Source organism: Streptomyces antioxidans, assembly GCF_000968685.2.
GTDB lineage: Bacteria > Actinomycetota > Actinomycetes > Streptomycetales > Streptomycetaceae > Streptomyces > Streptomyces antioxidans.
On record NZ_LAKD02000180.1, the window covers coordinates 1 to 11,941 of the forward strand.

An 11,941-nucleotide genomic window follows, 5' to 3' on the forward strand; every position below is an offset into this window, starting at 1 on the left:
TGCTCACGCATCTCCGGACCAGCTCACTAGGCCGCCTCCGCCAGCTCCTCCCAGCGGTCGGCGAGCGCCTTCAGCTCGACGACGAACCGTTCCCGTTCCGCCTCGCCGAAGGACTCCAGGAGGATCGTGTCGAGCCTGCGCGCCCGGTGGTTCGCCTCCTGAAGGGCCTCCTTGCCCGCGTCGGTCAGATACAGCAGTTTGCGGCGGCCGTCGGCGGCCGCGGTGCGCCGGGCGAGCAGACCGCGGTTCTCCAACCGACGGGCCACATCGGCCATGGTGGAGGTGTCCAGGGCGACGGCGGCGGCCATCGAACGCTGGTCCTGGCCGGGATGGGCCTCCACTGTCTGCAACACCGCGAACTGGGGGCCGGTGAGGACTGGGTCCACTTCCCGTGCCCACGCGGCGAGATACGCCTGGTAGAGACGGCGGACCTGATAGCCGGGCGCGGCCGTCAGGGCGGTGGGGGCCTCCGGCCCGGTTGGGGCGGACGGGGTGGGATCAGTCATAGAACCTACTTAAGCACGCGCGGTTGACGCCGAGGGACATCGGGGCGGGCGCCGGTACGCGGGACCTGCCCGCCGAGCAGGCTCCCGGCACCGGGCACGACCGGCGGCAGCCCGAGCTCCGTCAGGATGCGGAACGCGGTGGAGGTGGCCGCCGACAGCACCGGCAGCCCCGCCTCGTCCTCGACGGGCTGGATCGACGCCAGCGACGGCATCTGCACACAGGCCGACAGCACCAGCGCATCGGCCCTGCCCAGGCTGAGGCGGCGCCAGTGCGCGCGGAGATCCGCGGGGTCCAGACGGGCCACCGCCAGATTGTCCGGAACTTCGAGGCTGAGCGCGTCGACCACCTCGATCCCGGCGTCCTCGATGTAGTCGGCCACCTTGGCGGTGAGCTCCTTCATATACGGCGTGATGATCGCGACCCGGCGGGCGCCCAGCGCCTCCACGCCGCTGAGCAGGGCACCGGCGCTGGAGACCACGGGGGCCAGGGAGCAGCCCTCGGCCCGCAGCGCGGAGGTGATGTCGGCCTCCGCCACACAGTGGTGACCGGGCCCCTGCGCCATGATGGCGACCAGGCAGGCGGTGGCGACGACGTCGGGCCGCGCGTCGGCCAGTTCGAGGGCGGCCCGCTCGGTCTGCGCGTTCATATCGCGCAGTTCGTCCGGGGTGACGTGCTTCATCCGCATCCGGCTGCTGTGGAAGACGAAGCGGTCGTCGGGCGCGATGGACTCCCGTGCGTTGAGCATCCGGGGAAGCTCGGTCTCCATCGTCAGGTTGGAGCTGGGCACGATCAGCCCGATGTGATGGTCTGCCATGGGGTTGGTCCTCCGAAGCGGGGCAGTGGTCACCGGTCAGGCGGCCGGGGAGAGGATGGTGCGCAGCGCGTCACGGAGCGTCGCGACGGCGATGGCCGGGGCGTCCCAGAAGATCATGTGGCCCGCACCGGGGATCTTGTGCAGCGGCGCCGTTGGGTTGCTCCCGGCGGCCTCCCGCGCCCCACCCGCCGTCACCACGGGGCTGTCGGCCCCGTAGAGCAGGTGGGCCGGTCCGGGCACCCGGGGCCACCAGTCGAAGAAGTCCTCGTGTTCAAAGCCGTGGTGGGTGGCCACGATGGCCTCCTCGGCGCAACTGGACAGCCAGCGGGCCCGCAGTGCCTGTTCCCGCCGCGGCCAGGTGGGCCAGGAGGCGGCCACCTCGTCGGCGTCCGTTCCGCGCTGGGCCTCGGCGAGTTGCCGTAGGAACACTTCCCGGGTGGTGGGGTAGGGGCCGCGATCCGGGCCGCTCATCGGCGGATCGGCCAGCACCGTGCCGCGCAGGGGCACCTTGGCGCGCACCGCGACGGCCGCCGCGATCCGGGCGCCCATGGAGTGGCCGAGGAGCAGTGGACGGTCGAGGCCGAGGTCGGTGATGAGGGCTTCGGTGTCCTCCGCGTACTCCTCCAGCCCGTAGCCGTCGCCCTCGTCCGAAAGGCCCCTGCCGCGTACGTCCAGGACCACCGGCCTGACCAGGTCGGTCAGTTCGCGTGCCACGAAGTCCATGGTGACCGCGGGGCTGGTGATGCCGGGCAGGACGACCAGCGGCGGCCGGTCGCCGCCGTAGTCGAGGGCGTGCAGCCGTATACCTCCCGAGCGCGCCCACCGGCTCGTGGCCGGTACGTCGGCCAGATCGGCGAGCGCGCTCTGCAGGACCGAACGCCGTGTCATGTGCTGTCTCCTCCTCGAGGGGAACGCCGGGCCGTGTCAGGAGCCGGCTGGGCGGGAGTGGAGCCGATGTAGTCGACGGCGTCATCGAGGGTGATGACGTCGCCGTACTTGGCCTGGATGTCGAAGAGCGCCGCGTCCGCCGGTCCCTCGGCCCGGTCGCCCACGCAGCCGCGGGGCACCAGCACCGGGAAGCCCGACTGGACCGCGTCGACCGCGGTGGCCCGCACACAGCCGCTCGTGGTGGCGCCGCACACCACGACGGTGTCGCGTCCCAGCCCGGTCAGGGTGGCGGCGAGACTCGTGCCGAAGAAGGCCGAGGCCCCCTTCTTCACCACCAGCGGATCGTGTCCCGGCCGCATCGGCAGCCGGGGGTCGATGGCCACGGCATCACTGCCCTCGACCAAGGCGCGCATGCCGGGGGCCTTGCGCAGCCAGGCGATCGCGTCGCCGGAAGCCTCCGCCTCGGTGTAAGCGATGGCAGTGAATATCACCGGCACCCCCACCGGCCGGGCCGCCTCGATCAGACGGGTGGTGGCGGCCACGACCCCGGAGAGGTCGGCCCCCGAGGGATACGAGTCCTCGGTGAAACCCCGGGTCAGATCCACCACCACGATCGCCGGACGGCTGCCGCGCCGCACCGCGGCACCGAAACCGGCCCGCTGGTAGGTGTGGTGGGTGGCGGTGCCGTACAGCCCGCCGCTCATCGGCGCCTCCCCAGCAGCCAGCCCGGAACGAATCCGAGCAGGAACGCCGCCGCGACCGGGCCGTACTTCTTCAGCAGCGGGCCCGCGATCAGCACCATCGCGTTGAGCTCACCGGGCGCCTCGGCGGATGCGACGGCCGCGGGGGCGGACGCGGCGGGCGCCGTACCGGAGACGGCAGGGGCCGGGCCGGAGACGGCAGGGGCCGGGCCGGAGGCGGCGGGCGCCGGGCCGGAGGCGGCGGAGGCTTCCGCGCCGTCCTGCTGGAGGAGCAGGTTGCCCAGGTTCTGGGCGAACTGCTGGAGAATCTTGTCGGACACGGCCCCGATGGCTCCCTTGCCGAACTGGGCGATCTTGCCCCGGATCACCAGGTCGGTGGAGAGATTCAGCTGGGCGCCGTCCTGAGCCGGGACGACCTCCAGGGAAACCTCGGCCTCGGCGTCGCCGTTGCCGTGGGTGTCGGCGCCGCTGGCGTGGACACGCAGCTTGCGCTTCTCCGCGTCGACCTCCAGGAAGCGCACGGTACCGGCATAGGCGGCCGTGATGGGGCCCACCTTGATCTTGACCGCACCACGCCAGGCATCGCCGTCACGGCCTTCAAGGGCGGCACCGGGCATACAGGACGCCACCCTCTGGACGTCGCCGAGCAGGGCGAACACCGCGTCGGGCTCGGCCTTGACGGTGACGGTGTTGATCAGTTGCATGAGTCCTCCTCGGCGCCCGCGGCCCGCTGGGAGCGCCGGGCGGTCGCGCAGGCGTCGATCGCCTCGACGATGGTCTGGTAGCCGGTGCACCGGCACAGGTTCGCGGCGACGACCTCCCGGATGTCCTCCTTGGTCGCCTCCGGCCGCTCCGCGAGGAAGCCCTGGGCCAGCATCAGGAACCCGGGGGTGCAGAAGCCGCACTGCAGGCCGTGGTGGGCGGTGAACGCCCGCTGGAGATCGCTGAGTTCGCCGGTGCCGGTGCCGGTGCCGGAGTCGGCGAGCGATTCGACGGTGGCGATCCGCGCCCCCTCCGCCTGGGCGGCGAACATCAGACACGCCCGGGCCGGGAGCCCGTCGACCAGTACGGTGCAGGCGCCGCAGATTCCGTGCTCGCAGCCGACGTGGGTGCCGGTCAGCCCCAGGTCGTGGCGGAGCACATCCACCAGGGTGCGGCGCGGCGCCGTGATCACCTCGTGGGACGTGCCGTTGACGTCGAGCGTGATGAGCTGGACGTCGTCGCCCAGGCCGGTGGTGTCGTTCATGGTGTCTGCTCCGGGGTGGACGGGGTCAGGGCACGGTGGACCGTCTCCGGGGTGATGGGCGTGGCGTCCAGCTCGACGCCGGTGGGCCGCAGCGCGTCATTGACGGCGTTGAGCACGGCGGCGGGGGCCCCGATGGTGCCGCCCTCACCGGCGCCCTTGGCTCCCGTCGCGGTGAAGGCGCACGGGGTTTCCAGATGGTGGATCACCACCTCCGGGATCTCATGGGCGGTGGGCACCTTGTAGTCCATGAAGCTGGTGGCCGACGGCTCGCCCTGGTCGTCATAGGTGATCTGCTCGAAGAGCGCCCCCGAGACGCCCTGGGCGATGCCGCCCCGGCACTGCCCCTCCACCACCTGCGGATTGACGGCGACACCGCAGTCCTCGACACAGAAGTAGGCGAGGATTTCCACCTGCCCGGTGCCCTCGTGCAGTTCCACCACCACCCCGTGGGTGGCATTGGAGAAGGTGCCGTCGTTGTGGACGTCGAAGACGGCGGTGGCGGTGAGGCCCGGGTCGATGTCCTTGGGCAGCAGATGCGACTTCAGATAGGCGATGTCGGCCAAGTACTCGTAGGAGAGCGCGACATCCGGGTCGTCGCGCCGGCGGACCCGGCCCCGGTCCAGTTCGGTGTCCTCCGGGGGAATGTCCCACTCGGCGGCGGCGATGGCGCGGAGCTTCTCGCCGAGCTTGCCCGCCGCCAGCCGTACGGCACTGCCGCCGATCGCGATCGAGCGGCTGGCGAAGGTGCCCCAGCCGTAGGTGATGCGGTCGGTGTCGCCCTGGTGGAGTTTGACCTTGGGGATGTCCAGGTGGAGCGCGTCGGCGACGATCTGCGCCATGGTCGTCTCATGGCTCTGCCCGTGGCTGATGGTGCCGGTGGTGGCGGTGACCGCGCCGCTGGTGTCCATGCGGACCTCGGCGAGGTCGAACCCTGGCACGACCTCCATCTTGCGCTGGGCGAAGGCGGCGGAGCCATAGCCGGTGCGCTCGCTGAAGCAGCTGTAGCCGATCCCGATGTGCCGGCCCTCGGCCCTGGCCGAGGCCTGCCGCTCGTACCAGCCCGCCTCCCGCAGCGCCCGCTCGCACAGGTTGAGGGATTCCAGATAGGAGCCGGGGTCGTAGGTGATGTTGTTGACCCCGGTGTACGGGAAGTCGGTGATGACGTTGCGGCGCCTGAGCTCCACCGGGTCCAGGCGCAGCTCACGGGCGGCGCGCTCCATGAGCCGTTCGACGGCCATGACGTAACTCGGGCGGCTCACGCCCCGGTAGGGGGCGGTGGGCGCCTTGTTGGTGGTGATCGCCCGGCCGCGCACCCGGTAGGCGGGGACCTTGTAGACGCCGGGCATCTCGGCGGAGGCCATCAGCGGCTCGATACCGGCGGTGAACGGATAGCAGGAGTAGGCGCCCATGTCGCACACCACATCCGCGTCCAGGCCGAGGATCCGGCCGTCGGCGTCGAAGGCGGCGCGCGCGGTGTAGTGCTGTTCCCGGGCGAGGAACGAGGCGGACAGGGCGTCCTTGCGGTCCTCGATCCACTTGACGGGCCGCCCGAGCCGCAGCGCGGCCGCCGCGGTGGCGATCTCCTCGCGGCCGACCACGCACTTGAGGCCGAAACCGCCGCCCATGTCCGGGACGATCACGCGCACCGCGCGCTCGTCCAGGCGCAGACAGCGCGCGGCCACGGTCCGCACCTGGTGCGGGGTCTGGGTGCAGGTGTGCAGGACGAGCTGGTCCTCCCGGGCGTCCCACTGCGCCACCGCGCCACGCGTCTCCAGCGGCAGGGCGTTCTGGCGGCCGGTTCGCACATCGATGTTCACCACGCAGGGGGCCTGGTCGAAGATCTCGTCGATGCCCTCGGTGGCGAACAGGCTGACATCGACCAGGGTGTTCCGGGCGGCCTCGGCGTGCACCCGCGGGGCGTCGGGGGCGAGGGCCTGTTCCTCGCGGGTGACGGGCGGCAGGGGCGCGTACGTCACCTTGGCGGCCTCCAGGCCGTCCTCGGCGAGGTAGGGGTCGCGGGCGATGACCACGGCGACGGGCTCGCCGACGTAGCGGACCCGGTCGCGGGCGAGGACGGGCATGGCGGTCGGTACGAACTCCGAGAGCGGGCGGCCGAGTTGGGCGGTGATATCACCCAGCTCCAGATCCGCTGCGGTGAACGCGGCGACCACGCCCGGGACCTGACGCACCCGCGTCAGATCGATCTCGGTGATCGTCCCATGAGCGACCGTGCTGCGGACGAACTGCGCGTGCAGCATGCCGGGCAGCTCGATGTCGTCGACGAAACGGCCACGTCCGGACAGCAGCCGGGGATCCTCGCGGCGCGCCACCGACCTGCCGACCAGCTGGTCGTCCTTGGCGGACGTCATCGTGACATCGCCTCCTCACAGGCTCGCTCGATCAGATTGCGGATGAGGTGCTTGCGGTAGTCGGCGCTGCCGCCTCCGTCGCTCGGCGGATCCACGGCGGAGGCCGCCACCTCCGCGCAGTCCCGGAACGAGCCGCCGTCCGCCAGCACGGCCTCCGCCGCGGGCACCCGTACCGGCATCGCGTCGACACCGCCCAGAGCCACCCGGCCGCCGTGGATGTCCCCGCCGTCGACGGCCAGATCGACCGCGGCGGAGACGATGGCGAAGTCTCCGCGACGCTCGGCGAACTCGGTGAGCGCCGCGTGCGGCGCGGGGCGCGGGAAGACGATCTCCACCAGGATCTCGTCGGGGTCCAGGGCGGTGGTGTAGTAGCCGAAGAAGAACTCACCGGCCGGGATGTGACGCCGCCCGCGCGGGCCGTGGGCCACCAGCTCGGCGTCGAGCAGCAGCGCCAGCAGACACCACTCGGCGGTCGCGTCGGCGTGCGCGAGACTGCCGCCCACGGTGCCGCGGGTCCGGATCGGCAGATGGCCGATCCACCGCATGGCGTCGCGGATGACCCCGAAACCCGCCCCGAGCCGGTCCGCGGGCGCGGTCTCCACCGTGTGATGGGTGGTGAGCGCCCCGATGCGCAGCCCGCCGTCGGCCCCGACTCCGAGATGGTCGAGCTCACGCAGCCCGGTGATGTCGACCAGGTGCCCCGGGCGGGCCAGCCGGAAGTTCATCATCGCGACCAGGCTCTGGCCCCCGGCGATGACCTTGGCCTCGTCGGACAGTTCGGCCAGGAGCGCGGTGGCGCCCTCGACATCGCGCGCTCGGTGGTACCGGAAGGGAGCGGGCTTCATATCTCTCCTGTCGTCTGCGGGGCCGACCCGGGCGGCCCGGTGGGGGCGGGCTGCCCTTCAGCGCACTGGCTGGCCGACGGCGGGCTCCGGGGAAGCGGGGGCGGGCACCTCCGTCGGGTCGTCCTCGTCGAGGTCGCGTCCCCTGGTCTCGGGCGCCGCGAACGCCGTCCAGATGACGGCCCCCAGAACGGCCGCGGTCAGCACCCCGAAGGTCAGCGGCAACCCCAGCAGCGGCCACATCACCGAGCCGAACAGCATCGGGGCGAAGCCGGTGAGCGCCCGGCTGAACGAGGACGCCCAGCCGAAGCCGCTGGCCCGCAGCCTGGTCGGATACAGCTCAGAGACATAGGCGTACATGGCGGGGATGGTCAGCTGCATCAGGAAGCCGAAGACGCCGATGGCCACGATGGAACCCGTCGGCATGCGCATCACCAGCGCGAACACCACCAGCGCGAGCGAGGCGACCGGGGCCGAGACCCCTATGAGCCACTTCCGGCCGACCGTGTCCACCAGCACCGTGGAGGTCAGGACGCCGACGATGCCGACCGCGCTCATCAGCGTGGTGCTCATGAAGGCGGCCGTGTCGCCAAGGCCCTCCTCCTTGAGGATGGACGGCAGCCAGCTCAGCGCCGCGTAGTAGACCAGCATGACGGTGGCGAAGAGCAGCCAGGCGGCGGAGGTGATGCGCGGGCTGAACGTCCAGACCGCACGCAGCTGTTCGAGCGCGGCGCGGGGGCCGTTCCCCCGGGCCTCGGGCACCGGGGCGGGAATGGCGTACGGCTCGGCGGGCGCACCGGTACGGGCGACCAGGTCGTCGATGACGGCCCGCGCCTCGGCCTCCCTGCCCTTCCTGCTGAGGTAGACGGGCGACTCCGGCACCCCCCTGCGCACCCAGAACAGCAGCAGCGCCGGGACGCTCATCACGCTGAGCATCCACCGCCAGTTGCCCTCCAGGGACAGCATGGCCGTCGAGACCAGACCGCACAGGGTCACGCCGATCGGCCACCAGGCGTCCAGCGCGGTCAGCACCCGGCCGCGGTACTTCGTCGGGGAGAACTCCGCCACCAGGGCGTAGTCAACGGGAACGCAACCGCCCAGTCCGACACCCGCGATGAAGCGCAGGGCGAGGAAGACCGCGTAGTTCGGGGCCAGGGCACCGGCCACCGAGAACAGCGCGAAGATCAGCAAGGTGACGCTGAAGGACTTCTTGCGTCCGATGCGGTCGGCGATCGCGCCCCAGGTCACCGCGCCCACGGCCATGCCCACCAGATTGGCGGTGGCCACCAGGCCGCGCTCGGAGAGGGAGAGGTGGAAGTGGTCGCCCAGCAGCGGCATCAGGAAGCCATTGAGGGCGATGTCATAGGCGTCGAAGAGGTAGCCGAGGCCGCCGATGATGAAGATCCTGCCCTGGACCCCCCATCTCCATGGGAGGTCCTGAACGATCTGGTCGCCTGTTTTCACTGTCGCTCCACGGGGTGTTCGGGGATGTGCCCGCGCGGGGCGACACCGAGGTGGATAAGCGGGAAGTGGCCCGGAGGGGGCGGGTGATGAGCGGGGGAGAGGGGGGACGGTCTTGGGTCAGCGGGCGAAGCGGTAGTCGAAGGCGCCCAGGTCCGGGTCGTCGAGCGGGCTGCCGCTCCACAACCAGTGGTAGGAGACATCGGATTCGCCGTCGAAGCCGCGCCGCAGCAGGGCGTCCCTGGCCTCCTGCTGCGGGCCGTCGGGGTAGTGGTAGAAGGTCTTGTTCTGCAGTGAGGCGTCCTGGACCATCCCGGCGTGCTTGGCCCGCCGGTCCACGTAGCGCCGCAGTGCGCCCTCGACGCCGTCGGCGTTGATCCGGCCCAGTTCCTCGCCCAGTACGGCGGCGTCCTCCATGGCCTGGGAGGCCCCCTGGGCCTGGTAGGGCAGCATGGCGTGGCAGGCGTCGCCCAGCAGGGCCACCCGGCCGTCCATCCAGACCGGGTCGCGGCGGCGGTGGTAGAGGGCGAAGGAGAGCACCTCCTCCTTGGCCTTGGACAGCATCGCCGCCGCCCGGTCGTCCCAGCCCTCGTAGGCGTTCACCAGGTCCTCAGCGGTGGCCGAGCCGGTCCACTTCTCGGCGACCTCGTCCGTGCACGGGACGCAGCCGACGACGTTGAGGTACTCGCCGCCGCGGATCATGTAGTGCACCAGATGCCGGTCGGGGCCGTACCAGATGGTGCTCTGGAAGCGGTCCATCAAGAAGCGGGTGGCCGGGTCGGCGGCGATGAGGTCGCCGGGGATGAGGGCCCGGAAGGCCATCTCACCGGAGAACAGCAGGGTGTCCGGGAGGCCCATGAGGTCGCGGACCCGGGAGCGGATGCCGTCGGCGCCGATCAGCACATCGGCTTCGAAGCGCCGCCCGTCCTCGGTCACGGCCGCGGGGCGGCGGGGGTCGCCGCGGTCCAGTTCGGCGACCCGGCTCGAGGTGTGCAGTTCCACCACCGGGCCGGGGCCGGTGGGCTCGACGCAGGCATCGGTGAGCACACCGTGCAGATCGGCCCGGTGGTAGTGCCAGTACGGCGCGTTGTAGCGCTGCTTGCAGTAGTCACCGAGCTGGGTCAGCCCGATGATGCTGCCGTCCTTCCACCGGCGCCGCACCTGGTCCTGGGGCTCGGTGTGGATGGCCTCCAGCCGTCTGCGCAACCCCAGCCCGAGCAGGACCCGGCTCGCGTTGGGCGCCGTCTGGATGCCCGCGCCGATCTCGCCGAACCGCGGTGCCTGCTCCAGCACGGTCACGTGGTGGCCGCGCTGGCGCAGCGACAGCGCGGCGGTCATTCCGCCGAGCCCGCCGCCGACGATGACGACGTCGAGGGATTGGGTGGATGCCATCTTCTCTCCAGGTGCGGGTGTGGCGGCGGGATCAGAAGTCGATGAGTCGGCCCGCGGTGACGACGTCCTGGTCGTCGACGGAGACGCTGCAGCCGCGCATGGCGATGTCGACGTGTGCGTACGACTCGCGCTCGAGTACCGGGTGGGGTCCGGTGGACCACAGGAAGTTCCCGGCGAACGCCCGCGCGTCCATGCCCATCAGCTCTTCCTTGCCGTACAGGGCGGTGGCGAACCAGTCGGCGGTGCGCATCAGGCCCCAGCCCATGTGGGACAGGCTGCGTCCCCAAGCGTCGTCCGCGTCGTCGAAGAAGGTGTTCAGCAGATGGGCTTCGGCGCCCCCGGACACCTTCTCGATGTTCCCGCCCGCGATCTCCAGGGTGACCGGCTGGCGTACGTACTCCTTGAACGGCAGCAGGATGTCGCCCTCGGAGAGCACGATCCGGCCCTCGGAGAACCGCGGCCAGCACAGGACCATGGTGCTCGGCCAGTGGTCCCAGCGGCCCGGGTCGTCGGCGAAGCCCACCTGGAACTCCGGCTTGGAGCCCGGGAGTTCGACGGTCAGATCGGTGCCCGCCTCGGAGGTCACCCGCATCACGGACGCGGCTTTCAGCAGGTTGACACCCTTGAGCACCTCCGCCTTGTCCTCCGGCTTGGGGAGGTTGCGGATGAGGACGTCGGGGGCGTCGCACACGAAGATGATGCGGGTGCCGGTCCGCATGATCTCCTGCTGGAGCGGGGCGTGGATGAAGCCCTCCCGCGTGAGGTCCACGACGAGGTCGGCCGCCTTGAGCAGGTCCTGTGCGGCGGTGTCGCCGAGCACCGCGCTCAGCCCGGGCCCGGCACCGGTGCGGGTGCTGTCCGAGGGCGACGCGTTGCCCCCGGGGACCGTGGCGGCGATGACATGGGCGCCGCAGGCCTTGGCCGCGCCGAAGGCGGCCGCCACGTAGTCGCCGCGGCTGGTGGGCTCGGACAGGACGACGACGTGCTCACCGGGCTTGAGCTTGCACAGCTTCAGCTCCTGGGTGAACGCGTCGAGCAGGTCAACGGAGGTGAGGTCGAGCATGTCTCGCTCCTGGGGAGGGGAAGGGTGGCAGACGGCGAGCGCACGGTCCGGGGAGGCGTAGGGGTATGGATCCAGCCATATGGACGGGCGGCTTGATGGGGAGACGCGGGTCTCACGGGCGCCGCCGACATAATTAATCCGAACGCGTACGATCTGGTTCTGGCAAGGGGTGCAGTCAAACTTTTTTGGGATCAGTTCCCCTGCCGGGGTGTCGACGGAGGCTGGAACATCCCCGCCGACCTCGTGTTTTCCCCAGGTGTTGGCCGTCTTTCCCGGCTTCGTGAAGATGAACGAAAGATGATGGCGGCGAGCGGCAAGCCTTGCGCCGAGAGTTCGTACGTGCTCGGATGGTTTCTGTTCGCATCCGGACCGCGTGCCCCTGGGCCGCCTCGCGATGGCTGGTTCTCGGCAGCTCGCCGTACTGCAAGGAGGACTTCGATGGCCATCCCCCGTCTCCCCCGGCGCACCGCCCATGCGAGGGCCGCAGGGCGTCTGCCCTGCGGCCCTGTCTGATCCGGCGCCGCTACGGGGTGTGCGCCGCGTGGCGGGGCTCCGCCCGGGGAGGGGCGGCCCGCCGCGGGCGGAGCGAACGGCCCGCCGCGGGCGCCGAGATCCGCCGGAAACCGGCTAGTGAGCTGGTCTTGAGTTGGGTCGTCGC

General features: G+C 71.2%; 11 protein-coding genes. All 11 read right to left on the reverse strand.

What is annotated here, in order from left to right:
• Window positions 1–26 precede the first annotated feature (26 nt).
• On the reverse strand, window positions 27–506 hold the full coding sequence (locus VT50_RS37305) for a MarR family winged helix-turn-helix transcriptional regulator (RefSeq protein ID WP_046089385.1): 480 nt from the start codon (window positions 504–506) through the stop codon (window positions 27–29).
• Between the two features lie 5 nt (window positions 507–511).
• Window positions 512–1,321, reverse strand: a complete 810-nt coding sequence (locus VT50_RS37310) for a maleate cis-trans isomerase family protein (protein ID WP_046089386.1) — start codon at window positions 1,319–1,321, stop codon at window positions 512–514.
• A gap of 36 nt (window positions 1,322–1,357) precedes the next feature.
• Entirely contained in the window at window positions 1,358–2,209 is an 852-nt protein-coding gene (locus tag VT50_RS37315; protein ID WP_046089387.1) for an alpha/beta fold hydrolase, read from the reverse strand.
• Window positions 2,206–2,913 carry an isochorismatase family protein gene (locus VT50_RS37320; RefSeq protein ID WP_046089388.1) on the reverse strand — a complete coding sequence of 236 codons (708 nt, stop codon included), beginning with the start codon at window positions 2,911–2,913 and terminating at the stop codon, window positions 2,206–2,208. Before VT50_RS37320 ends, VT50_RS37315 begins: the two co-directional genes overlap by 4 nt.
• On the reverse strand, window positions 2,910–3,614 hold the full coding sequence (locus VT50_RS37325) for an SRPBCC family protein (protein ID WP_046089389.1): 705 nt from the start codon (window positions 3,612–3,614) through the stop codon (window positions 2,910–2,912). Before VT50_RS37325 ends, VT50_RS37320 begins: the two co-directional genes overlap by 4 nt.
• Window positions 3,605–4,156 carry a (2Fe-2S)-binding protein gene (locus tag VT50_RS37330; RefSeq protein ID WP_046089390.1) on the reverse strand — a complete coding sequence of 184 codons (552 nt, stop codon included), beginning with the start codon at window positions 4,154–4,156 and terminating at the stop codon, window positions 3,605–3,607. Before VT50_RS37330 ends, VT50_RS37325 begins: the two co-directional genes overlap by 10 nt.
• Window positions 4,153–6,525: a xanthine dehydrogenase family protein molybdopterin-binding subunit gene (locus tag VT50_RS37335; protein WP_046089391.1), complete on the reverse strand. Its 2,373-nt coding sequence runs from the start codon at window positions 6,523–6,525 to the stop codon at window positions 4,153–4,155. Before VT50_RS37335 ends, VT50_RS37330 begins: the two co-directional genes overlap by 4 nt.
• On the reverse strand, window positions 6,522–7,370 hold the full coding sequence (locus VT50_RS37340) for an FAD binding domain-containing protein (protein ID WP_046089392.1): 849 nt from the start codon (window positions 7,368–7,370) through the stop codon (window positions 6,522–6,524). The genes VT50_RS37335 and VT50_RS37340 overlap by 4 nt, the downstream gene beginning before the upstream one ends.
• 57 nt (window positions 7,371–7,427) lie before the next feature.
• Window positions 7,428–8,831 (reverse strand): MFS transporter, encoded by a 1,404-nt coding sequence (locus tag VT50_RS37345; RefSeq protein ID WP_046089393.1) that lies wholly within the window; start codon window positions 8,829–8,831, stop codon window positions 7,428–7,430.
• A gap of 117 nt (window positions 8,832–8,948) precedes the next feature.
• Complete coding sequence (locus tag VT50_RS37350; protein WP_046089394.1) at window positions 8,949–10,220, reverse strand: FAD-dependent oxidoreductase; 1,272 nt, start codon at window positions 10,218–10,220, stop codon at window positions 8,949–8,951.
• 31 nt (window positions 10,221–10,251) lie between these two features.
• The gene (locus VT50_RS37355; RefSeq protein WP_046089395.1) at window positions 10,252–11,283 is read right to left on the reverse strand and encodes a 2,5-dihydroxypyridine 5,6-dioxygenase NicX family protein; all 1,032 of its coding nucleotides are present in this window, start codon (window positions 11,281–11,283) and stop codon (window positions 10,252–10,254) included.
• Window positions 11,284–11,941: the final 658 nt, after the last annotated feature.

Bases quoted from the DNA above. Each gene is read 5' to 3' on its own strand.
- VT50_RS37305 (WP_046089385.1), bottom strand. From the start codon at position 506: ATGACTGATCCCACCCCGTCCGCCCCAACCGGGCCGGAGGCCCCCACC.
- VT50_RS37310 (WP_046089386.1), bottom strand. From the start codon at position 1,321: ATGGCAGACCATCACATCGGGCTGATCGTGCCCAGCTCCAACCTGACG.
- VT50_RS37315 (WP_046089387.1), bottom strand. From the start codon at position 2,209: ATGACACGGCGTTCGGTCCTGCAGAGCGCGCTCGCCGATCTGGCCGAC.
- VT50_RS37320 (WP_046089388.1), bottom strand. From the start codon at position 2,913: ATGAGCGGCGGGCTGTACGGCACCGCCACCCACCACACCTACCAGCGG.
- VT50_RS37325 (WP_046089389.1), bottom strand. From the start codon at position 3,614: ATGCAACTGATCAACACCGTCACCGTCAAGGCCGAGCCCGACGCGGTG.
- VT50_RS37330 (WP_046089390.1), bottom strand. From the start codon at position 4,156: ATGAACGACACCACCGGCCTGGGCGACGACGTCCAGCTCATCACGCTC.
- VT50_RS37335 (WP_046089391.1), bottom strand. From the start codon at position 6,525: ATGACGTCCGCCAAGGACGACCAGCTGGTCGGCAGGTCGGTGGCGCGC.
- VT50_RS37340 (WP_046089392.1), bottom strand. From the start codon at position 7,370: ATGAAGCCCGCTCCCTTCCGGTACCACCGAGCGCGCGATGTCGAGGGC.
- VT50_RS37350 (WP_046089394.1), bottom strand. From the start codon at position 10,220: ATGGCATCCACCCAATCCCTCGACGTCGTCATCGTCGGCGGCGGGCTC.
- VT50_RS37355 (WP_046089395.1), bottom strand. From the start codon at position 11,283: ATGCTCGACCTCACCTCCGTTGACCTGCTCGACGCGTTCACCCAGGAG.